The 21,212-nt window shown below is 61.7% G+C and carries 19 protein-coding genes; 5 read left to right on the plus strand and 14 right to left on the minus strand.

Translation table 11 applies throughout. The features are described 5' to 3' along the window. Window positions 1–53: 53 nt before the first annotated feature. Together dnaG and rpsU are read right to left on the minus strand one after the other, a co-directional pair. On the minus strand, window positions 54–2,039 hold the full coding sequence (gene dnaG / locus OZ911_RS02130) for a DNA primase (RefSeq protein ID WP_016484600.1): 1,986 nt from the start codon (window positions 2,037–2,039) through the stop codon (window positions 54–56). Between the two features lie 303 nt (window positions 2,040–2,342). Beyond that, window positions 2,343–2,558 (minus strand): 30S ribosomal protein S21, encoded by a 216-nt coding sequence (gene rpsU, locus OZ911_RS02135; protein ID WP_003255575.1) that lies wholly within the window; start codon window positions 2,556–2,558, stop codon window positions 2,343–2,345. Between the two features lie 204 nt (window positions 2,559–2,762). On the opposite strand from rpsU, the gene tsaD reads away from it, so the two are divergent. Continuing rightward, the gene (gene tsaD / locus OZ911_RS02140) at window positions 2,763–3,788 is read left to right on the plus strand and encodes a tRNA (adenosine(37)-N6)-threonylcarbamoyltransferase complex transferase subunit TsaD (protein WP_016484601.1); all 1,026 of its coding nucleotides are present in this window, start codon (window positions 2,763–2,765) and stop codon (window positions 3,786–3,788) included. 17 nt (window positions 3,789–3,805) lie between these two features. Here the strand turns inward: tsaD and plsY are convergent, their stop codons facing one another. Continuing rightward, window positions 3,806–4,375, minus strand: a complete 570-nt coding sequence (gene plsY / locus OZ911_RS02145) for a glycerol-3-phosphate 1-O-acyltransferase PlsY (RefSeq protein ID WP_016484602.1) — start codon at window positions 4,373–4,375, stop codon at window positions 3,806–3,808. A 74-nt stretch (window positions 4,376–4,449) separates the two neighbouring features. Between plsY and folB the strand changes: the two genes are divergently transcribed. Continuing rightward, window positions 4,450–4,806, plus strand: coding sequence for a dihydroneopterin aldolase (gene folB / locus OZ911_RS02150; RefSeq protein ID WP_016484603.1), 357 nt, complete (start codon window positions 4,450–4,452; stop codon window positions 4,804–4,806). Beyond that, window positions 4,797–5,306, plus strand: coding sequence for a 2-amino-4-hydroxy-6-hydroxymethyldihydropteridine diphosphokinase (gene folK, locus OZ911_RS02155; protein ID WP_023048250.1), 510 nt, complete (start codon window positions 4,797–4,799; stop codon window positions 5,304–5,306). Before folB ends, folK begins: the two co-directional genes overlap by 10 nt. Window positions 5,307–5,354: 48 nt before the next feature. Here the strand turns inward: folK and OZ911_RS02160 are convergent, their stop codons facing one another. The 11 genes from OZ911_RS02160 to OZ911_RS02210 all read right to left on the minus strand — a co-directional run bounded on the left by OZ911_RS02160 (window position 5,355) and on the right by OZ911_RS02210 (window position 19,394). Then, a complete protein-coding gene (locus tag OZ911_RS02160; RefSeq protein WP_016484605.1) occupies window positions 5,355–6,461 on the minus strand; it encodes a multifunctional CCA addition/repair protein in 1,107 nt (368 codons plus the stop codon). A gap of 55 nt (window positions 6,462–6,516) precedes the next feature. Then, window positions 6,517–8,085 (minus strand): SpoVR family protein, encoded by a 1,569-nt coding sequence (locus tag OZ911_RS02165; RefSeq protein WP_023048249.1) that lies wholly within the window; start codon window positions 8,083–8,085, stop codon window positions 6,517–6,519. Further along, complete coding sequence (locus tag OZ911_RS02170) at window positions 8,082–9,356, minus strand: YeaH/YhbH family protein (protein WP_016484607.1); 1,275 nt, start codon at window positions 9,354–9,356, stop codon at window positions 8,082–8,084. Before OZ911_RS02170 ends, OZ911_RS02165 begins: the two co-directional genes overlap by 4 nt. A gap of 141 nt (window positions 9,357–9,497) precedes the next feature. Continuing rightward, complete coding sequence (locus OZ911_RS02175) at window positions 9,498–11,420, minus strand: PrkA family serine protein kinase (RefSeq protein ID WP_016484608.1); 1,923 nt, start codon at window positions 11,418–11,420, stop codon at window positions 9,498–9,500. 284 nt (window positions 11,421–11,704) lie between these two features. Next, a complete protein-coding gene (glpE, locus tag OZ911_RS02180) occupies window positions 11,705–12,037 on the minus strand; it encodes a thiosulfate sulfurtransferase GlpE (protein ID WP_016484609.1) in 333 nt (110 codons plus the stop codon). A gap of 5 nt (window positions 12,038–12,042) precedes the next feature. Next, a complete protein-coding gene (locus tag OZ911_RS02185; RefSeq protein ID WP_016484610.1) occupies window positions 12,043–12,918 on the minus strand; it encodes a symmetrical bis(5'-nucleosyl)-tetraphosphatase in 876 nt (291 codons plus the stop codon). Beyond that, window positions 12,918–13,298 carry a Co2+/Mg2+ efflux facilitator ApaG/CorD gene (apaG, locus tag OZ911_RS02190; RefSeq protein WP_016484611.1) on the minus strand — a complete coding sequence of 127 codons (381 nt, stop codon included), beginning with the start codon at window positions 13,296–13,298 and terminating at the stop codon, window positions 12,918–12,920. The genes OZ911_RS02185 and apaG overlap by 1 nt, the downstream gene beginning before the upstream one ends. Window positions 13,299–13,503: 205 nt before the next feature. After that, window positions 13,504–14,304, minus strand: coding sequence for a 16S rRNA (adenine(1518)-N(6)/adenine(1519)-N(6))-dimethyltransferase RsmA (rsmA, locus tag OZ911_RS02195; RefSeq protein WP_016484612.1), 801 nt, complete (start codon window positions 14,302–14,304; stop codon window positions 13,504–13,506). Next, window positions 14,301–15,290: a 4-hydroxythreonine-4-phosphate dehydrogenase PdxA gene (gene pdxA / locus OZ911_RS02200; RefSeq protein ID WP_016484613.1), complete on the minus strand. Its 990-nt coding sequence runs from the start codon at window positions 15,288–15,290 to the stop codon at window positions 14,301–14,303. Before pdxA ends, rsmA begins: the two co-directional genes overlap by 4 nt. After that, entirely contained in the window at window positions 15,287–16,606 is a 1,320-nt protein-coding gene (gene surA, locus OZ911_RS02205) for a peptidylprolyl isomerase SurA (protein WP_033731906.1), read from the minus strand. The genes pdxA and surA overlap by 4 nt, the downstream gene beginning before the upstream one ends. Further along, complete coding sequence (locus tag OZ911_RS02210; RefSeq protein ID WP_024717956.1) at window positions 16,587–19,394, minus strand: LPS-assembly protein LptD; 2,808 nt, start codon at window positions 19,392–19,394, stop codon at window positions 16,587–16,589. The genes surA and OZ911_RS02210 overlap by 20 nt, the downstream gene beginning before the upstream one ends. A gap of 130 nt (window positions 19,395–19,524) precedes the next feature. On the opposite strand from OZ911_RS02210, the gene OZ911_RS02215 reads away from it, so the two are divergent. Further along, window positions 19,525–20,544 carry an aminoglycoside phosphotransferase family protein gene (locus OZ911_RS02215; protein WP_023048201.1) on the plus strand — a complete coding sequence of 340 codons (1,020 nt, stop codon included), beginning with the start codon at window positions 19,525–19,527 and terminating at the stop codon, window positions 20,542–20,544. Beyond that, window positions 20,541–21,212 carry an N-acetylmuramate alpha-1-phosphate uridylyltransferase MurU gene (gene murU / locus OZ911_RS02220; RefSeq protein ID WP_023048200.1) on the plus strand — a complete coding sequence of 224 codons (672 nt, stop codon included), beginning with the start codon at window positions 20,541–20,543 and terminating at the stop codon, window positions 21,210–21,212. The genes OZ911_RS02215 and murU overlap by 4 nt, the downstream gene beginning before the upstream one ends.

Genomic DNA, 21,212 nt, shown 5'->3' on the forward strand with positions numbered 1-21,212 from the left:
TGAAGGTCTTGGCGGGCAAAAAACAAGCCGAGGATTATACCCGAGCATGGGCCTCACGCGCCAGATGAGGTCGGCGTTTGTGCGGGAACTTTCCGGCTCAGCAAGGCGAGGAGCTGGGTTTTTTCCTCGCTGGTCAATTCACTTTGACGTGATTTCCTGAGCAGTTGTTCCAGGCTGCGCTCGCGTTGGCGGGCGGACAAGCTAGTTATAGTGTCGAAAAACTGTTGTTCAAGGTTGTCGGCCACGATCAGCCATTCCTTTTCCGCCAGGGCCCGCAGCAGGCGGCCCTGTTCGGTGCCATGCCAACGTGCAATCAGCTGCATTGAGCTTAGCCCAGGATTTTTCTGTGCGGCTTCGATCAATGCCACCAACAGCTGGCTGTACAGGTGTTCTTCGTCGGCAAAGTGGCTGGCATCTTCGACCTTTCCGGCCAGCAACGGGTGGTGCAGCAGGGTGCGCAGGGCCGCCAGGGTAGGTGGTTCGACCGGTGCTGGCACGCGCGGTGGCGCTTCGTCACGTTGCTGCCAGGGCTTGCCGCCCTTGCGGTTCTTGTCCCAGGGTTTGTCGCTCCACTGCTTTTTACCGCCGCCCTTGTTCGGCTTCCATGCCGGTTCCTGCTGAGCGGGGGCGAAGTCGTGCTGCGGCGGCATGTCGCCGAAATCAGGGGTGTAGCTGGCCATGGCATCGTAGTCGTAGCCAGGGTCGTAGTCCGGCACGCTACTGGCTGGCGGAGCTTGTTGCGCCAGTTGCTCGACCTGTTGTGGGTCCAGGCCGGTGATTTCTTTCAGGCGGTTGCGCATCAGTTGGCGCAGGTTGGCCCCGGGGATCTTTTCGATCAACGGTGCGGCCAGGGTCGCCATGTGCGCCTTGCCTTCCAGTGATCGCGGGTCGGCTTCAGCGCCCAGTTGCTCGAAGAAGTAATCGGCCAGCGGCTGGGCGTGCTGGTTGATGCGGGCCTTGAAGGCATCGGTGCCTTCGGCACGCACCAGGCTGTCTGGGTCTTCGCCCTCGGGCAGGAACAGAAAGCGCGCGCGGCGGCCGTCCTGCAGGTTCGACAGGGTTGACTCCAACGCACGCCAGGCGGCCTTGCGCCCGGCCTGGTCGCCGTCGAAGCAGAACAGCACGCTGGGCACTACCCGGAACAAACGCTTGAGGTGCTCTTCGCTGGTGGCGGTGCCAAGGGTGGCCACGGCGTTGCGCAGGCCCTGCTGAGCCAGCGCGATGACGTCCATGTAGCCCTCGACGACGATGATTTCGTCGAGGTTGCGGTTGTGCTTGCGCGCCTCGTACAGCCCGTACAGTTCCTGGCCCTTGTGGAACACCGGGGTTTCCGGGGAGTTCAGGTACTTGGGTTTGTCGTCGCCCAGTACCCGGCCGCCGAAGGCGATGATGCGCCCGCGGCTATCACGGATGGGGAACATTACCCGGTCGCGGAAGCGGTCGTAGCGCTTGCCGCTTTCGGCGTTCTCGATCAGCAGGCCGGCATCGATCATCACCTTTTGCTGCAGGGTGTCGGCCCCCAGGTGCTTGAGCAGGTTGTCCCAGCCGGGCGGGGCGAAACCCAGGCAGAAATCGCGGGCGATCTCTCCGGACAGGCCGCGGCCTTTGAGGTAGTCCACTGCGGCCTTGCGGGTCGGGTGGCTGCGCAGGGCCTGGCGATAGAACTCCGAGGCGGCGTCCAGCAGCGGGTACAGTGGCGAGTCGGTTGGCTGGCGAGGCTTCTGGTCGCGGCGCCCTTGCTCGCGGGGCACTTCCATGCCTGCGGCGCGGGCCAGTTCTTCGACAGCCTGGGGGAAGTCCAGGTTGTCGTGGTCCATGACGAAGCCCAGGGCGTTGCCGCCGGCGCCGCAGCCGAAGCAGTAGTAGAACTGCTTGTCGGGGCTGACCGTGAAGGAAGGGGTCTTCTCCTTGTGGAACGGGCAGCAGGCGGAGTAGTTTTTGCCGGTTTTTTTCAGCTGGACGCGCGAACTCACCACGTCGACGATGTCGAGGCGGTTGATCAGGTCGTCAATGAAGCTCTGGGGAATCAGCCCGGCCATGGCAGTCTCGTCATCTGGCAACTGGCAAGTCTAATCGCTCACGCGCCGAATAGGGCGAGTGCTGATTGGGGAAGTGTGAGGGAGTGTGCGCTCGTCGCCAGCCCCTAAGGGCCCGTCAGTCGGACGTGCACGTCTGGTCATACAACAAGAAAGACCAGCTCTGACGTTTCAGGCAGGTTGCCCCGTATGCAGTTCGCATGAGCTTGTGCAGGGCCTTGAGCTAGCTGCTCAAGTTTGAAGCGACCGCTGCCATCGCCCGGTGGTTAACCGGGCAGGGCAGAAGCTTTGCGTAGAACGCCTGTATTAGTACAGACGAACGGCGCGGCGCTGTTCGCGCTGAACTTTCTTGGCGTGACGCTTAACAGCAGCAGCTGCTTTGCGCTTACGCTCTGCGGTCGGCTTCTCGTAAAACTCGCGGCTACGAACTTCAGCCAGTACACCGGCTTTTTCGCAGGAGCGCTTGAAACGACGCAGAGCTACGTCGAAGGGTTCGTTCTCTTTAACTTTGACGGCTGGCATCCAGGGCTACCTTAATTCATTACCGGGGTAGACGTGCTCCTGGCAAAACAAAGGTGTGCTGGAGAACGTCGGTTTTCAAGGGTTGCGGATGTTAACCCTTAGCAAGCCGGAATGCAAAGCCTCTGATCGAAAACCGCTGGTCGGCGTCCGACACGGGGACTATCATGCGCGCCTTCGAATTCAGCCCCCACAAGGGACGAGCCCATGCTAGTACTGGGATTGGAAACATCTTGCGACGAAACTGGCGTCGCATTATACGACAGCGAGCGCGGCCTGCTGGCCGACGCACTGTTCAGCCAGATTGACCTGCACCGCGTGTTTGGCGGTGTGGTGCCCGAACTGGCCTCGCGTGACCACGTAAAGCGCATGTTGCCGCTTATCCGCCAGGTGCTGGAGGAGGCGGGTTGCGTCGCCACCGAGATCGACGCCATCGCCTACACCGCGGGTCCTGGCCTGGTCGGGGCATTGCTGGTGGGCGCCTCGTGCGCCCAGGCGCTGGCCTTTGCGTGGGACATTCCGGCGATTGGCGTGCACCACATGGAAGGCCACTTGCTGGCGCCCATGCTGGAACAAAACCCACCTGAGTTTCCGTTCGTCGCTTTGTTGGTTTCGGGCGGCCACACCCAGCTGGTACGCGTCGATGGCATCGGCCAGTACGAGCTGCTGGGCGAGAGCCTGGACGATGCCGCCGGCGAAGCGTTCGACAAGACCGCCAAGCTGATCGGCCTTAACTACCCCGGCGGCCCGGAAATCGCGCGCCTGGCCGAGCAGGGCGTACCTGGGCGCTTCGTGTTCCCGCGGCCGATGACTGACCGCCCGGGGCTGGAATTCAGCTTCAGCGGCCTCAAGACCTTTGCCCTCAACACCTGGCAGCAATGCAAGAATGCTGGCGACGACAGTGAGCAAACCCGTTGCGACCTGTCCCTGGCATTCCAGCAGGCGGTGGTGGAGACTTTGACCATCAAGTGCAAGCGGGCGCTCAAGCAGACTGGCCTCAAACGCCTGGTCATCGCGGGTGGCGTGAGTGCCAACAAGGCCTTGCGTGCGTCGCTCGAGGACATGCTCGGCAGCATCAAGGGCAACGTGTACTACGCGCGCCCGCAGTTCTGTACCGACAACGGCGCGATGATCGCTTACGCCGGTTGCCAGCGCCTGCTGGCCGGGCAGCAGCAGGACCTGGCGATCAGCGTGCAGGCACGCTGGCCGATGGAGCAGTTACCGCCGCTGTAGTGTTTGATGGCGAACGATCAGAAGTGCCGTTCGCGCCCCGCGAACAGGTCGCGCAGGTTTTTGCGGTGGCGCCATACGATCAACACGGTCAGCACGGTGATCGGCAGCAAGGCTTCGGGCTCGCGCCAGGCCAGCAATGGCAAGGTCAATGGCGTGGCAATCAGCGCCGCCAGCGAGCTGGTACGGGTGAGGTAGAAGGTCAGCAGCCAGGCGCCGATCGCTAGCAGCGCGGCCGGAAAATACAGGCCCATGAGCATGCCGGCAGCCGTCGCCACGCCCTTGCCGCCCTGGAAACGGAAGTACAGGGGGAACAGGTGGCCCAGTACCGCGCATACGCCCACCCAGGCCTGCGCGTGCAGGTCCAGCCCGGCAAGGCGGGCGAGCAATACCGGCAAAAGGCCCTTGCACAGGTCGCCAAGCAGGGTCAGGATCGCCATTTTGCGGCCCGCCAGGCGTAGCATGTTGGTGGCGCCGGCATTGCCTGAGCCGCTGGAACGCGGGTCCGGGCTGCCCGAAAGGCGGCTGAGGAGAATGGCGAAGGACAGCGAGCCGAGCAGGTAGGCGAGCAACGCCAGTAACCAAAACATGCTAACTATTCCGGGCGAGGACGCCCTGATTCTAACGGCGCCAGTCGCCCTTGTCGTGCTGTGGAGAGAAGTGCTTGGACAGAGTGTTCATCGAAGGCCTGGAAGTCGATACCGTCATCGGTGCCTATGACTGGGAGCGGGATATTCGCCAGTGCTTGCGCCTGGACCTGAGCTTTGCCTGGGACAACCGCCCGGCCGCAGCGGGTGATGAGCTGAGCCTGGCGCTGGACTATGCCAGTGTGTCGGCGCGCATCCAGGCGTTTGCCGAGCAGGCGCGTTTCGAGTTGGTGGAAACCTTTGCCGAGCGCCTGGTGGCAACGCTCATGGAAGAATTCCATATCCCTTGGGTGCGGCTGAAGCTGACCAAGCCGGGTGCGGTACCAGCGGCCCGTGGCGGTGTTGGCGTGGAGATCGAGCGCGGATGTCTCTGAGCACGGTTTACCTGGGCCTTGGCAGCAACATCGACCGTGAGGCGCATTTGTGCGCCGGGCTCGATGCGTTGACGGGCATCCTCACAGACATGCGCTGCTCGCCGGTGTTCGAAAGCCAGGCGGTGGGGATCAAGAGCGGGCCGTTCATCAATTTCGTGGTGACCGGGCAAACCGCGCTGCCGCTGATCGAACTGGACCGTCGATTGAAGTTCATCGAGGCCGAGAATGGCCGTTACGCGCCGGACCGCAAAGGGCTGCCGCTGGATATCGACGTGCTGATGTATGACGATCTGCACGGCACGTTTGATGGGCTGGTGTTGCCTCGGGCCGAGATCCTGAAGAACGCTTTTGTGCTGTGGCCGCTGTCGTTACTGGCCCCTCAGCTGATGCATCCGGGCGCGGGCAAGACCATGGCCCGGTTGTGGCAAGAGGCACAGATTGACCAGGTACTGGCCCCGGTCGCCTTCGAGTGGCGCGGTTTGCAGCTGACCCCCGCTTAAGCCAGTTTCGGCCCTTTCGCGGCTAAAGCCGCGAAAGGGCCGGGAAGGTCAGACGAGTTGGTAAGCCTCAAGCGCTTTCAGCCGCTCGGCTTTGAGCGCTTCGCCCAGGGCCTGGCCAGTCAGCCCGGCCTGTACCAGTGGTTTCACATCCACCGCTCGCGCCGCCGCTGCTGCGCCTCGCAGGTAATCGGCCTGTGGATAACCTTGCTCGCCATCGCCCAGCGCCGCCATCTCGCAGACCACCACAAAGTCCTCGAACCGCTGCGGCCTCCTGTAAACATCGAACTTCTGCAACAGTTCCAGCAGTGCCGTGGCAGGCAGCTCCAGCGCCTGATTCGCCTGCGCCAGGCATTCGCCTGTCAGCAGGGCCAGTTCCTGGCACTCACGCGGTGCCTTCAGACGCTGGTTGACGGCTTTTATCGAGGCCGGTGCCAGCCCGCGCAACAGGCAGGCCCAGCGCACGTGCAGGGGCTGTTCATGCGCTGCTGCCTGCTCCAGCGCCGCCAAGGCCTGTGCATCGTCAACAAGCTCAGGCAGCATGGCCGGCAGGGCGTCGCAATCGCGCAGCACCTGGAAGAAAACCTGGGGTTTTGCCTCCATCAGCGCCCGCTCGATCTCCTTCCAGCTGCGCTCGGCAGTCAGCGCCTGCAGTTCGCCAGAGGCACTGATCTGGCGCATCAGTGCAAGCGTTTCTTCGGCAACCCGGAAACCCAGCGGTGCATACCGGGCAGCAAAGCGCGCAACGCGCAGAACGCGCAAGGGATCTTCGGCGAATGCCGGAGAAACGTGGCGTAAAATTCGATTTTCCAGATCGTCTTTGCCATGGTGGGGGTCGTACACCGTCCCCGCTTCGTCCTCGGCCATCGCGTTGATGGTCAAATCACGGCGGATCAGGTCTTCTTCCAGGGTGACGTCAGGGCTGGCGTGAAAAGTGAACCCGCCATAACCGCGCCCGCTCTTGCGCTCGGTACGGGCCAGGGCATATTCCTCGCCGGTTTTCGGGTGCAGGAATACCGGAAAGTCTGCGCCTACCGGCCTATAGCCTTTGGCGTGCATTTCTTCGACGGTGGCGCCTACCACCAGCCAGTCGATATCGCTGACGGGGCGGCCGAGCAGGCGGTCGCGCACGGCGCCGCCGACTTTGTAGATGTGCATGTGCAACTCTCCATAACGGCCGACAGGATAACCCGTCGGCCGTTATGGCGGTGCACTAGAGATGGTGAATGACTGCCAGGTCCATGCGCCCGTAGTCCGCACTTTCGCCATGCTCGCCACGGGGTGGCATGTGGTGGGTTTTCATCACTTGCTCGCCCTGCACGGTCTCCAGGTGGATATCGAAGCCCCACAGGCGATGCAGGTGCTTGAGCACTTCCTCGGTAGAGTCGCCCAGCGGTTTGCGGTTGTGTTGCTGGTGGCGCAGGGTCAGCGAGCGGTCACCGCGACGGTCGACGCTCCAGATCTGCACGTTCGGTTCACGGTTGCCCAGGTTGTACTGCGCGGCCAGCAGCTCACGAATCACCCGATAGCCGGCTTCATCGTGAATGGCTGGCACCAGCAGGTCGTCGCGCTGGTCGTCATCAAGGATGCTGAACAGCTTGAGGTCGCGCATCACCTTGGGTGACAGGTACTGCAGGATGAAGCTCTCGTCCTTGAAACTGCTCATGGCGAACTTGATGGTAGATAGCCAATCACTGCCTGCAATGTCGGGGAACCAGTGGCGATCTTCATCGGTCGGGTTCTCGCACATGCGGCGGATGTCGGTGTACATCGCAAAGCCCAGCGCGTAGGGGTTGATGCCGCTGTAATAGGGGCTGTCGAAGCCGGGCTGGAACACCACGCTGGTGTGCGACTGCAAGAACTCCATCATGAAGCCTTCGGTGATCAGCCCTTCGTCGTACAGGTCGTTCATCAGCGTGTAGTGCCAGAAGGTTGCCCAACCTTCGTTCATTACCTGGGTCTGGCGCTGCGGGTAGAAGTACTGGGCGATCTTGCGCACGATGCGCACCACCTCACGCTGCCAGGGTTCGAGTAGCGGGGCGTTCTTCTCGATGAAATAGAGGATGTTTTCCTGTGGTTCGGCGGGGAAGCGCGCATCATCGCGTTCATTACCCCGCTCGGCGCTTTTCGGGATGGTGCGCCACAGGTCGTTGATCTGGCGCTGCAGGTGCTCCTCGCGTTCTTTCTGTCGGCGCCGTTCCTCTTCTGCGGAGATAGGGTAGGGCCGCTTGTAGCGGTCCACGCCATAGTTCATCAGGGCATGGCAGGAGTCGATCAGGTCTTCCACAGCGTCGATGCCGTGGCGCTCTTCGCACTGGGCGATGTACTGCTTGGCAAACACCAGGTAGTCGATGATCGAGCTGGCGTCGGTCCAGGTGCGGAACAGGTAGTTGCCTTTGAAAAAGCTGTTGTGGCCGTAGCAGGCGTGGGCAATCACCAGTGCCTGCATGCACATGGTGTTTTCTTCCATCAGGTACGCGATGCACGGGTCGGAGTTGATCACGATCTCGTAGGCGAGGCCCATCTGGCCTCGGCTGTAGGACTTCTCTGTGCTGAGGAACTGCTTGCCGTAGGACCAGTGGTGGTAACCCAGCGGCATCCCGACCGAGGCATAGGCGTCCATCATCTGCTCGGCCGTGATGACCTCGATCTGGTTGGGGTAAGTGTCCAGGGCGTAACGTTCGGCCAGGCGGCTGATTTCCCGGTCGTAGGTCTGGATCAGCTCGAACGTCCACTCGGACCCGGTGGAAATGGGTTGGCGTCTCTGTGCTCTGGCGGTCATGTGGCTAACCTGCGCTGAAAGAGTTCACGGAAGACCGGGTAGATGTCGCCGGCCGATACCAACTGCTGCTGGGCGAACGTGTCGGGGAATGCTTCGCCGATGCGCTCGTATTCATACCACAGCGCCTGGTGCTCACGGGGAGTGATCTCGACGTAAGTGTAGTACTGCACGTGCGGCATGATCTGCTTGGAGAGGATGTCGCGGCAGATTGGCGAGTCGTCATTCCAGTTGTCGCCGTCCGACGCTTGGGCGGCGTAGATGTTCCAGTCGCTGGCCGGGTAGCGTTCGGCCATGATCTCCTGCATCAGCTTGAGCGCGCTGGAGACGATGGTGCCGCCGGTTTCCCGTGAGTAGAAGAACTCTTCCTCGTCGACTTCCCGGGCGCTGGTGTGGTGGCGGATGAACACCACTTCGATGCGGTCGTAGTTACGCTTGAGGAACAGGTACAGGAGGATGAAGAAGCGCTTGGCGATGTCCTTGGTGGCCTGGGTCATGGAGCCGGAGACGTCCATCAGGCAGAACATCACCGCCTTGGAACTGGGGTTGGGCTGCTTGACCAGCAGGTTGTATTTGAGATCGAAGGTGTCGAGGAAGGGCAGGCGGTTAATGCGTGCCTTCAGGCGCTCGATTTCCTGTTCGATTTCCTGGATATCGGTGAAGTTGTCCGGCTCCTCGACCCGCAGGCGGTCGAGTTCCTTTTGTGCTTCGCGCAACAGTGCGCGGCTGCTGCCGGTCAGGGCAATACGCCGGGCATGCGCCGAGCGCAGGGTGCGCACGATGTTGATGCGTGACGGATTGCCCTCGTTGGCTATACCTGCGCGTACGGTCTTGAAGGTGTCGGTGCCGGTCAGGTGACGTTTGACCAGGTTGGGCAGTTCGAGATCCTCGAACATGAACTCGAGAAACTCTTCCTGGGTGATCTGGAAGACGAAGTCATCCATGCCGTCGCCGGAGTTGCCCGCCTTGCCGCGGCCGCCGCCACCCCCGCCGCCACCTTGGGGCCTGGGGATATGTTCGCCGGCAGTGAATTCCTTGTTGCCGGGGTGCACAACGGTCTGTTTACCCCCACGACCGTGGTGGAGCACGGGTTCGTCGATGTCGCGGCCCGGAATGCTGATCTGCTCGCCATGTTCCATGTCCATGATGGAACGGCGGCTTACCGCCTCTTCGACGGCTTTCTTGATGTGTTCACGGTACCGCCGCAGGAAGCGCTGGCGGTTGACCGTGCTCTTGTTCTTGCCGTTCAGGCGTCGGTCTATAACGTAGCTCATGGTCCCTCCGGTGACTGGATGCAGCTGCAAGCCACGAGCTTCAAGCTGCAAGAAAGAGCAGCCACCGCGGCTGCAAGCTGTGGCGTAGACAGAAGCGCCGACGCCGGGCAGCTTGCAGCTTGCGGCTAGAAGCTTGCCGCTTTATTGCGATTTCCTGACCCGCAGGTACCATTCCGACAGCAGGCGAACCTGTTTGTCGGTGTAGCCACGCTCCACCATGCGCGTGACGAAGTCGTTGTGTTTCTGTTGGTCTTCCTTGCTGGCCTTGGCGTTGAAGCTGATGACCGGCAGCAGGTCTTCGGTGTTGGAGAACATTTTCTTCTCGATCACCACCCGCAGCTTTTCATAGCTCAGCCAGCTCGGGTTCTTCCCGTTGTTGTTGGCACGGGCACGCAGCACGAAGTTGACGATTTCGTTGCGGAAATCTTTCGGGTTGCTGATACCGGCCGGTTTCTCGATCTTCTCCAGCTCTTCGTTGAGGGCGATGCGGTTGAGGATTTCGCCGGTCTCCGGATCGCGGTACTCCTGGTCCTGGATCCAGAAGTCGGCGTACAGCACGTAGCGGTCGAAAATGTTCTGGCCGTATTCGCTGTAGGACTCCAGGTAGGCGGTCTGGATTTCCTTGCCGATAAATTCGATATAGCGCGGTGCCAGGTACTCCTTCAGGTAGCGCAGGTAGCGTTCGCGCACTTCGGCAGGGAACTGTTCCTGTTCGATCTGCTGTTCAAGCACATACAGCAGGTGAACCGGGTTGGCCGCAATTTCGTGTGGGTCGAAGTTGAAGACTTTGGAAAGGATCTTGAAGGCGAAGCGGGTCGACAGGCCGTTCATGCCCTCGTCGACGCCTGCCGAGTCCCGGTACTCCTGGATCGACTTGGCCTTGGGGTCGGTGTCCTTGAGGTTCTCGCCGTCGTAGACGCGCATCTTCGAGTAGATGTTGGAGTTCTCTGGCTCCTTGAGGCGCGAAAGTACCGTGAACTGGGCGAGCATCTTGAGGGTGTCTGGCGCGCAGTGGGCCTTGGCCAGCGAGCTGTTGATCAGCAACTTGTCGTAGATCTTGATCTCATCGCTGACGCGCAGGCAGTACGGCACCTTGACGATGTAGATCCGGTCGATGAACGCCTCGTTGTTCTTGTTGTTGCGGAAGGTGTGCCACTCCGATTCGTTGGAGTGGGCCAACAGGATGCCGGTGTACGGAATGGCACCCAGCCCCTCGGTACTGTTGTAGTTACCTTCCTGGGTGGCCGTGAGCAGTGGGTGCAGGACCTTGATCGGGGCCTTGAACATCTCGACGAATTCCATCAGGCCCTGGTTGGCCCGGCACAGCGCGCCCGAATAGCTGTAGGCATCGGCGTCGTTCTGCGGGAATTCCTCAAGCTTGCGAATATCGACCTTGCCGACCAGGGCGGAAATGTCCTGGTTGTTCTCGTCGCCCGGCTCGGTCTTGGCGATGGCGATCTGGTTGAGGATCGACGGGTACAGCTTGACCACTTTGAACTTGCTGATGTCGCCGCCGAACTCCTGCAGGCGTTTGGTGGCCCAGGGCGACATGATGGTGTTCAGGTAGCGCCGCGAGATGCCGTACTCTTCCTCGAGGATGGCCCCGTCTTCGGTAGCGTTGAACAGCCCCAGGGGCGACTCGAATACCGGCGAGCCCTTGATGGCATAGAACGGTACCTTTTCCATCAGCTGCTTGAGTTTTTCGGCCAGCGACGATTTACCGCCGCCCACCGGGCCCAGCAGATAGAGGATTTGTTTCTTTTCTTCCAGGCCTTGGGCGGCGTGGCGGAAATAAGACACGATCTGGTCGATGCACTCTTCCATGCCATGGAAGTCGGCAAAGGCCGGATAGCGGCGGATAACCTTGTTGGAGAAGATGCGCGACAGCCTGGAGTTGGTAGAGGTGTCGATCAGCTCTGGCTCACCGATGGCCAGCAACAGCCGTTCGGCCGCCGATGCGTAGGCACTGCGATCCTCTTTGCACAGCTCGAGGTACTCCTGCAGCGAGAGTTCTTCCTGGCGCGTGGACTCGAAACGTTGTTGGAAGTGGCTAAAAATACTCATGACGTCACCTCGCTCGATACGTGGAGACGACGCCGGATCAGTCAGCTGATGCTGGCATGCAACCGGTTTTGCCGGCTGCTGTATACCCCCCAGAACACCCTGTAACGCTACCGATGACCCGCACGCCGGTGTACCGGCTCTCCCCTTTTTCTGGATGGCCTGCGCTTAAGAATAGTTGGTTATCGGCAAGTTCAAGGGGGAGGGGCGGAGAAGTTGCGAACTACCGTTCGTCAGATAAGCCGCAAGCCCGCACAGGGCGCGGGCTGCAGTAGAAATGAAAATTTTTATTCGGCGGTGCCTTGGGCGGTCTCGGCCGGGTAGGTGGCGCGCCACAGTTCAAAGCCGCCGTCCACGCTGTACACGTCGGAAAAGCCCTGGCCGACCAGGTAGGCGGCAGCGCTCTGGCTGGAATTGCCGTGATAGCAGACCACCAGGGTAGGTGCATCGAGGTCGGCGTTGCGGATGAAATCGGCAACCGAATGGTTATCCAGGTGCCGGGCACCGGTGATATGACCGGCGGCGAAGGCTTGGGAGTCGCGAATGTCGACGACGACCGCACCTTCTTGCTTGCGAAGCTCCAAGGCCTGCTCGGGAGGGATGCGCTTGAATTCGCTCATGGGTACTACTTCCTTCGGGTGTGGTCGTTGAGTGTAGTGGGTTGTGCCGGCTGGCGCAGGGTGCCGTCGTCGGCGCAGTCACAACGGTGGTATTCGCCGCTGTCGACGTTGTACAAGGTCATGGCGCCGCCCCACACGCAGCCGGTGTCCAGGGCGATGACGCCTGGCTCGTTGACCCGGCCTTCGAGGGCAGCCCAGTGGCCGAAAATGATCTTCACATGCCGCGAGCGGCGGTCCTTGTGGGCAAACCAGGGCTTGTAGCCCTTGGGCGCGGTGCCCAGGCCTTCCTTGCTCTTGAGGTCAAGTTTCCCCTCGGCGGTGCAGAAGCGCATGCGCGTGAAGTAATTGGTAATGACCCGCAGGCGTTCGATGCCGGAGAGGTTCTTGCTCCACTTGTTCGGCTCGTTGCCGTACATGCCGTCGAGGTATAGCTTCAGGCGGCCGTCGTCGCGCAATACTTCTTCCACCTCAGCCGCAAGACCAAGGGCCTGGCCGAGCGTCCACTGCGGCGGGATGCCGGCGTGCGACATGGCGATACCCCTTGCCTCGTCGTAATGCAGCAGTTTTTGCTGGCGCAGCCAGTGGAACAGCTGGTCGGCATCCGGTGCTTCGATGATCTCGCGCAGCGTGTCGCTTTTCTTCAGGCGCTCGACGTTGTACCAGGCGGCCAGCAGGTGCAGGTCATGGTTGCCGAGCACGCACACCAGCGACTGGCGTATCGAATACAGAAAACGCAGGGTTTCCAGTGATTCGGGGCCGCGGTTGACCAGGTCACCGACCAGCCACAGGCGGTCAACGGCCGGGTTGAAACTGACACGTTCCAGCAGGCACTTGAGGGGCTGCAGGCAGCCCTGCAGATCACCGACGGCGTAGGTTGCCATCAGTGCAGCGCCCCGGGCACTGCGAGGCGGAAGGGGGCGATCTCGGCGTCGAAGCGCTTACCGTCTTCGGCGAACATCTGATAACTGCCTTGCATGGTGCCCACCCGGGTGGTGATCACCGCACCGCTGCTGTAAGTATGGCTCTGGCCCGGGTCGATGTTGGGCTGTTGGCCCACCACGCCTGAACCCCGTACTTCCTCGACCTCGCCGTCACCATTGGTGATCAGCCAGTGGCGTGACAGCAGCTTGGCTTTCAGCGAGCCTTTGTTCTGGACGGTGATGGTGTAGGCGAAAGCGAAACGACTGTTTTCCGGGTCGGATTGTTCTTTCAGGTAGCGAGTCACGACGTTGACGTCGATTTGATAGCGGGGGTCGGACATGCAAGGGCCTTGGGCGAGCTGACGCAATAATGCAGTCTAGGCCATTGGGAGGGGGGAGGGCCAGCGGTGTGGGGCTTGTGGTCTTTGTTGTCAGCGCCGGCCTCTTCGCGGGAGAACCCGCTCCCACAGGAATTGCACAGTATTCGAAGGCTGTGGCGTACCTGTGGGAGCGGGTTTACCCGCGAAGAGGCCGGTACAAGCGATATCAGGCTTGCTGATCAGCCAACTGGTCAGCCAGGCGCACAAAGGCCGCCAGGTCCAGCTGTTCGGGACGCAAGCTGCCATCCACGCCGGCTGCCTCGATGGCCGCGCTGTCGAGCAGGCCTTTGAGGGTGTTGCGCAGTGTCTTGCGACGCTGGTTGAACGCTTCGCGAACGACGCGCTCCAGCAGCAGGTGGTCCTTGGCCGGGAACGGCAGCACCTCGTGCGGCACCAGGCGCACGATGGCCGAGTCCACTTTTGGCGGCGGGTTGAAGGCACCAGGGCCCACGTTGAACAGGTGCTCGACGCGGCAGTGGTACTGCACCATGATCGACAAGCGCCCCCAGTCACCACCGCCTGGGCCTGCGGCCATGCGCTCGACCACTTCCTTTTGCAGCATGAAGTGCATGTCGCGGATCAGCCCGGCATGGCTGAGCAGGTGGAAGATCAGTGGGGTGGAAATGTTGTAGGGCAGGTTGCCTACCACCTTGAGGCTGCGCGGCGGTACGCCCAACTGGTTGAAGTCGAACTTCAGGGCGTCGCCCTGGTGCAGGCGGAAGTTAGTGCGGCCAGCGAACTTGTGCTGCAGGATCGGCACCAGGTCCTTGTCCAGCTCCACCACGTCCAGTTGTGCACCGCTGCCCAGCAGGCCTTCGGTCAGGGCGCCCTGGCCTGGGCCGATTTCCAGCAGGTGTTCGCCAGCCTTGGCATTGATGGCACGCAGGATGCGGTCGATGATGCCGGCGTCGTGCAGGAAGTTCTGGCCGAAGCGCTTGCGCGCCCGGTGTTGGTATTGCTCGTTCATGGTCGGTTCTCGGCCATCTGGTAGGCGGTTTCCAGCGCGACGCGCAGGCTGCCGGTGTCGACGTTGCCGGTGCCGGCGAGGTCCAGGGCGGTGCCGTGGTCGACCGACGTACGGATGATCGGCAGGCCCAGGGTCACGTTGACTGCAGCGCCGAAGCCTTTGTACTTGAGTACAGGCAGGCCTTGGTCGTGGTACATCGCCAGCACCGCGTCGCAGTGCTCCAGATATTTGGGGGTAAACAGGGTATCGGCCGGCAGCGGCCCGCGCAGGTCCATGCCTTCGGTGCGCAGGCGGGCCAGGGTCGGCTCGATGATGTCGATTTCCTCGCGGCCCAGGTGGCCGCCCTCGCCCGCGTGCGGGTTAAGGCCACATACCAGTATGCGCGGGTTGGCAATGCCGAACTTGTCGCGCATGTCGGCATGCAGGATACGGGTTACACGTTCGACGCGCTCGGCAGTGATGGCGTCGGCAATATCACGCAGCGGCAGGTGGGTGGTCACCAGGGCCACGCGCAGGCCGCGGGTGGCCAGCATCATTACCACCTGCGCGGTGTGGGTCAGCTCGGCAAGGAATTCGGTATGCCCTGAGAAGGCAATACCGCTTTCGTTTATCACGCCCTTGTGCACAGGGGCGGTGATCATCCCGGCAAAATGCCCATCCAGGCAGCCTTGCCCGGCGCGGGACAGGGTTTCCAGCACGAACGCCGCGTTGGCTTTGTCGAGCTGGCCTGGCACCACCGGGGCGGCGAGAGGGGTATCCCACACGTACAGGCTGCCCGCCGGTGCCGGTCGGTCGGGCCATTGACCCGGGACGACTGGCAGCAGGCTGACAGCCAGCCCCAGCTGCGTGGCCCGCTCGGCGAGCAGGTCACGGCTGGTGATGGCGATCAGGGGGTGGGGCTGGGCGTCTGCGGCAAGCAGCAGGCATAGGTCAGGGCCTATGCCGGCCGGCTCGCCGGGGGTGACGGCGAAGCGCAGGGGCTTCACTGGGCGGCCTGGTCAGCGCCAGGCAGCTTGATTTCAACGTAGGCTTCGTCGCGAATCTGGCGCAGCCAGGTTTGCAGCTCTTCGTCGTACTTGCGGTTGCGCAGGACGCTCTGGGCCTGTTGCTCACGTGCCTGTTCGGTGCTGTCGGTGGCGCGGCGGCCCAGCACTTCCAGAACGTGCCAGCCGTACTGGGTCTTGAACGGTTTGGTGACCACGCCTTGCTGGGCGTTGGCCATCTGTTCGCGGAATTCCGGTACCAGGCTGTTCGGGTCTACCCAGTTGAGGTCGCCGCCGTTGAGCGCCGAACCCGGGTCTTCCGAGAAGCTTTTCGCCAGCTCGCCGAAGTCTTCGCCGTTCTTGATGCGGTCGTACAGGCGCTCGGCCAGTTGCTCGGTGGCCGCTTCGCTGCGGATTTCGCTTGGCTTGATCAGGATGTGGCGTACATGCACTTCGTCACGCAGCACGTTCTCGCTCCCGCCGCGCTTCTCCTCGAGCTTGAGGATGATGAAGCCGTTAGGGATGCGAATAGGCTGGGTAATTTCACCGACCGGCATGCTGCTGAGCATCTTGGCGAAGTCGGGTGGCAGCTGGCCGGCTTTACGCCAGCCCATCTCGCCGCCTTCCAGGGCGTTTTCGCTGGCGGAGTTGGCAATCGCCATCTGGCCGAAGTCGGCGCCCTGGCGCAGCTGCTGGTACACGTCACCCACCTTGCGCGCTGCCTTCTGGATATCATCCGAGCTGGCGGCTTCCGGGGTCGGGATGAGGATGTTGGCCAGGCGGTACTCTTCCGACATCTGCATCTTGCCCATGTCGGAATTGAGGAAGTTTTTCACTTCCTGCTCCGACACCTGAATGCGTTCGGCCACACGGCGCTGACGCACGCGGCTGATGATCATCTCGCGCTTGACCTGCTCGCGAGCGTCATCGAACGACAGGCCGTCACGGGCCAGGGCGGCGCGGAACTGGTCCAGCGACATGCCATTGCGCTGGGCAATGGTGCTGATGGCCTGGTTCAGCTCTTCGTCGGTAATGCGGATGCCAGAGCGCTCGCCGATCTGCAGCTGCAGGTTTTCGACGATCAGGCGTTCCAGTACCTGCTGTTCAAGAGCGCTGGTCGGCGGCACGCCGCCGCCGCGCTTGGCGATGGTTTGCTGTACCTCATGGACGCGTTGGTCCAGCTGGCTTTGCATGACCACGTCGTTGTCGACGATGGCCACCACGCGATCAAGAGGTTGTACCGCGGCATGCACCGCGCCACTCAGCAAAGCGGCGCCCAGCAACACTGGGCGCAGACGATCAATAAGCTTGGTCTTCACGTTCACGGTAACCTTGAATGCCTTGGTCGAGGAAAGATTCGACCTTGTTGCCCACTACGCCACCGAGGCCTTTCAGAACGATCTGAAGGAAGATGCCGTGGTCGCCTTTTTCGTTCTGCGGAAGCGCCTGGCTGAAGTCGTCGTAATCGATCCAGTAACGGTTGATCAGGCGCAGCTTCCAGCAGCAGTTGTCGTACTCGAAACCACCCATGGCTTCCAGGGTGCGGTTGCGGTTGTAGTCATGCTGCCAGCGGGCGATGACGCTCCACTGCGGAACGATCGGCCAGATGACCGAGAAGTCATGCTGCTGGATCTTGTAGTAGTCCTTGATGTAGTTCGGATCGCCCGGGGTGCCGTAGTCACCGCCACCCACTTTCCAGGTACCTGTGGTCGAGTCGAAGGCAATGGTGTCATTACGGTAGCGATAGCCGAGGTTGACCACCTTGTTCGGGTTGTCTTCAGGCTGGTAGTGGAACATCGCGCTGCCCGAGCGGGTGCTGCGGCTGTCCGGGTCCCAGTTGAAGTCCGAATTGAAGCGCCAGTCGCGGTTGAAGTAGTAGTTGTACACCAGTGCATACGGCGACACGTCAGACTGCGAATCTTTGCGGGTGCGGTAGTCGATCCCAGGCAACTGGACCTTGCGGTCCTTGAAGTAGTAAGCCTGGCCAATGCTGAAGTTCTGGCGCTCGAAGCCGTTGTCTTCGATCCAGCGGGTGGTCACACCCAGCGACAGCTTGTTCTCGTCGCCGATGCGGTCGGTGCCACTGAAGCGGTTGTCCCGGAACAGCGAGTCGTAGCTGAACAGGGTTTCGCCCGTATCGAACAGCGGAATGTCCTTCTGGTCCTTGTACGGGACGTTGAGGTAGTACAGGCGCGGCTCGAGGGTCTGCTTGTAATTGGTACCGAACAGCGACGTGTTGCGGTCGAAGTACAGTCCGCTGTCCACGCTAAAGATCGGTACATCGCGATTCACGGAGCTGTCATAGCTGCCGTAGGCGCTTGGGTTCGCGTTCTGCAAGGCGATTGCATCTGCTTTGCCTTTGCTGTCCAGGTCGAGGTCGTACTGGGTATAGGCATACTTCAGCTTGGGTGTGATGAAACCGTAGCTGGCTGTCATCGGGTAGCTGATGGACGGCGCGACGTTCAGACGTGTTCCGTTGGCACGTTCAATACCCTGGATGTTTTCGTCAAGCCGGCGACCGGCTGCCCCGGCAGAGAAATCCGGGTTGCCATCTTTGTCTCGAACGAAGTCATTCTTCAAGTCACGTTCGAAGCGTGCCGCCTCGGTTTCATAAGCAAAGTTCAACCCACCCGGCTGATAGGGCAGTACACCATTGAAGGTAATCTGCGGCAGGCGATCATAAGGCGTGATCTGCGAAATGGTCGCCGCCTCGTAGGCGTGCACGTTCAACCGCGCGGTGTAGCTGTCGCCGCGGTAGGTCAACGCACCTTGCTGGTCAAGGAAGTCCTTGCTTTCAACGCCGATCTGGTCGGATTCCAGGTCCTGGAAGTAGAACGGGTCGCTGATGTCGGTGTAGTTCACCTCGGTCATCAGGCGCTCGTCCAAACCGCCTTTGTGCTGCCAGTTGACCATCCAGCGCTGTTCTTTGTAGTCAGTCTGGTCTTTGCGGTCGTCGTCTTTGTCGTTCAGGTAGGCGCCGCCGAACTGGCCTTCGCTCGAAGGTGTCAGGTAGCGGAACTCGCCTTCCATCAGCAAGCCGCGTTTGGTCATGTAACGCGGGTACAACGTGGCGTCGTAGTTAGGCGCCAGGTTGAAATAGTACGGCGTGACCAGCATGAAGCCGGTGTCGCTGCTGCTGCTGAACGATGGCGGCAAGAAGCCGGACTGGCGACGGTCGTCGATCGGGAAGTAGATGTACGGTGTATAGAACACCGGGAAATCCTTGACCCGCAGCGTAACGTTGGTCGCGGTACCGAAACCGGTGGCCGGGTTCAGGGTGATGTTGTTGCCCTTCAGCTGCCAGGCGTTGCTGCCCGGTTCGCAGGTGGTGTACGTACCGTCCTTGAGGCGGATGATGGCGTTTTCACCACGCTTGGCATACAGCGCACTGCCGCGGATGTGCGACTTGTGCATCACGTATTCGGCGTTGTCGACCTGGGCTTCGCCGGTGTCGAGCTGGATCTGTGCCTGGTCACCGACCACCAGCGAACCGTTGTCACGAATCTTGACGTTACCCTTGAGCTCGCCACGGTTTTCGGTCTGGTAGAGGTTTGCCTCGTCGGCTTCGGCCTGCATGCTGCCCTGGCGCATCACCACGTCACCGGCGAGGGTAGCAATCTGCTGCTCCTGCTGGTACTTGGACACCTTGGCGTTGATGTAGGTCGGCGACTCGTCCTTCGGCGTGGTATCAGCCATGCCCGGGCGGGTTGGCTCGACATACGCGCCACCGCAGTACGGGCCGGTTTCGGCCAGCTGCGCGGCGGTGAGCTTTTCACGCGGTACCCAGTCCAGGTGGCTGTAGTCTTCGCTGCGCGACTTCAGGCCGCGGCCTTTGGCCTCGGTGACCAGCATCGGCCGGTCTGCGGTGTCGGCTTCGCTCGCGGCTTCTGTGCCGGAGCTGACGGCCGCACCCTCGTGCACCGGGCGCGGTGGCAGGTTGTTGACTGGCGCTTTGGGCTTGCAGTCCCAACCACCGGAGGCGGACACTTGGCAGTCGAATTGTTCGGCTGCCACTGCATATGAGGTGGCCAGAGGTTGCAGGGCCAGCAGACCGCCGGTTACCAGCAACGGAAACTTTCTACGAAACGCGGGGGATTTCAATGCCATCTTATTAGTCCGGGCTTCCTGCGTGCCATCTGCCCGCGTGTGGGGCCGCACGCCTCTCGATGGTCTGAAAAAGATGCTGGATAATAAAGCATGACCCGCTTGACGGCTAGGGCCGTCGGAGACCCTTGTAATGCCTGAACACGATGTACGCCTGCAACAACTGACGGTCTGGCTCGATGAGCAGCTCAATGATCTTTTCCGGAACAACGCCTGGGGCGAAGTGCCTGCAGGCAGCCTGACCGCCGCCAGCAGTGACGCCAGCTTCCGCCGCTACTTCCGTTGGCAGGGCGCGGGCCATAGCTTCGTGGTCATGGATGCACCCCCGCCGCAGGAAAACTGCCGACCGTTCGTCGCCATCGATCACCTGCTGGCCACCGCTGGTGTACATGTGCCGCTGATCCATGCCCAGGACCTGGAGCGCGGCTTCCTGCTGCTTGGCGATCTGGGTACCGAGACATACCTCGACATTATCAATGCCGACAACGCCGACGGATTGTTCGCCGATGCCATCGTGGCCTTGCTTGCCTTCCAGCGCCTGCCAATGGGCGCGCCGCTGCCCAGCTACGACGATGCCCTGCTGCGCCGTGAAGTCGAGCTGTTCCCCGAGTGGTACGTGGGGCGGGAGCTTGGCGTAGCTTTGAGCGAAGCACAGAAAGCCACCTGGCAGCGCGTCAGCCAGTTGCTGATCGACAGCGCCCTGGCCCAGCCCCAAGTGCTGGTGCACCGCGACTACATGCCGCGCAACCTGATGCAAAGCACCCCCAACCCCGGTGTACTGGACTTCCAGGACGCGGTGTACGGCCCCGTCACCTACGACATCACCTGCCTGTTCAAGGACGCCTTCCTCAGCTGGCCGCAAGCACGGGTCGAAGGCTGGCTGCGAGACTACTGGCAGCGGGCGAAGGCAGCCGGCATACCGGTGCAGGGTGACTTTGAAGCATTCCAGCGTGCCAGCGACCTGATGGGGGTGCAGCGCCACCTGAAGGTCATCGGCATTTTCGCCCGCATTTGCCACCGTGATGGCAAGCCACGCTACCTGGGCGACGTGCCGCGTTTCTTCGCCTATATAGAAGAAGTGATCGGCCGCCGGCCCGAATTGGCGGAGCTGGGTGAGCTGATTGCCGAGTTGCAGGCCGGAGCGCGTGCATGAAGGCAATGATCCTGGCAGCGGGCAAAGGCGAGCGCATGCGCCCGTTGACCCTGCATACCCCCAAACCGCTGATCCCGGTCGCCGGCCAGCCGCTGATCGAGTACCACCTGCACGCCCTGGCCGCGGCGGGCGTTACCGAGGTGGTGATCAACCATGCCTGGCTCGGCCAGCAGATCGAAGACCACCTGGGCGATGGCAGCCGCTTCGGGTTGAGTGTCCGTTATTCACCCGAGGGCGAGCCGCTGGAAACCGGTGGCGGCATCTTCAAGGCCTTGCCATTGCTGGGTGACGCGCCGTTCCTGCTGGTTAACGGCGATGTCTGGAGCGACTACGACTTCAAAGGCCTGCAGGCCCCCTTGCGAGGCCTTGCTCACCTGGTACTGGTCGACAACCCTGGCCATCACGGGCGCGGTGACTTCTGCCTGGTAGGCGAGCAGGTTGTCGATGGTGATGCCGCACCGGGCACGCTGACCTTCAGTGGCCTTTCGGTGCTGCACCCGGCGCTCTTCGACGGTTGTCGGCCGGGTGCCTTCAAGCTGGCGCCGCTGCTGCGTCAGGCCATGGCGCAGGGCAAGGTCACTGGCGAGCACTACCGTGGACACTGGGTAGATGTTGGCACGCCTGAGCGCCTGGCCGAGGCTGAGCGTTTGATTGGCGAGCGCGCCTGA

This window comes from Pseudomonas fortuita (genome assembly GCF_026898135.2).
In the GTDB taxonomy this organism is placed as follows: domain Bacteria; phylum Pseudomonadota; class Gammaproteobacteria; order Pseudomonadales; family Pseudomonadaceae; genus Aquipseudomonas; species Aquipseudomonas fortuita.

Coding starts and splice junctions, on each gene's coding strand:
- dnaG (WP_016484600.1), bottom strand. CDS start 2,039: ATGGCCGGGCTGATTCCCCAGAGCTTCATTGACGACCTGATCAACCGC.
- rpsU (WP_003255575.1), bottom strand. CDS start 2,558: ATGCCAGCCGTCAAAGTTAAAGAGAACGAACCCTTCGACGTAGCTCTG.
- tsaD (WP_016484601.1), top strand. CDS start 2,763: ATGCTAGTACTGGGATTGGAAACATCTTGCGACGAAACTGGCGTCGCA.
- plsY (WP_016484602.1), bottom strand. CDS start 4,375: ATGTTTTGGTTACTGGCGTTGCTCGCCTACCTGCTCGGCTCGCTGTCC.
- folK (WP_023048250.1), top strand. CDS start 4,797: ATGTCTCTGAGCACGGTTTACCTGGGCCTTGGCAGCAACATCGACCGT.
- OZ911_RS02160 (WP_016484605.1), bottom strand. CDS start 6,461: ATGCACATCTACAAAGTCGGCGGCGCCGTGCGCGACCGCCTGCTCGGC.
- OZ911_RS02165 (WP_023048249.1), bottom strand. CDS start 8,085: ATGACCGCCAGAGCACAGAGACGCCAACCCATTTCCACCGGGTCCGAG.
- OZ911_RS02170 (WP_016484607.1), bottom strand. CDS start 9,356: ATGAGCTACGTTATAGACCGACGCCTGAACGGCAAGAACAAGAGCACG.
- OZ911_RS02175 (WP_016484608.1), bottom strand. CDS start 11,420: ATGAGTATTTTTAGCCACTTCCAACAACGTTTCGAGTCCACGCGCCAG.
- glpE (WP_016484609.1), bottom strand. CDS start 12,037: ATGAGCGAATTCAAGCGCATCCCTCCCGAGCAGGCCTTGGAGCTTCGC.
- OZ911_RS02185 (WP_016484610.1), bottom strand. CDS start 12,918: ATGGCAACCTACGCCGTCGGTGATCTGCAGGGCTGCCTGCAGCCCCTC.
- apaG (WP_016484611.1), bottom strand. CDS start 13,298: ATGTCCGACCCCCGCTATCAAATCGACGTCAACGTCGTGACTCGCTAC.
- rsmA (WP_016484612.1), bottom strand. CDS start 14,304: ATGAACGAGCAATACCAACACCGGGCGCGCAAGCGCTTCGGCCAGAAC.
- OZ911_RS02210 (WP_024717956.1), bottom strand. CDS start 19,394: ATGGCATTGAAATCCCCCGCGTTTCGTAGAAAGTTTCCGTTGCTGGTA.
- OZ911_RS02215 (WP_023048201.1), top strand. CDS start 19,525: ATGCCTGAACACGATGTACGCCTGCAACAACTGACGGTCTGGCTCGAT.
- murU (WP_023048200.1), top strand. CDS start 20,541: ATGAAGGCAATGATCCTGGCAGCGGGCAAAGGCGAGCGCATGCGCCCG.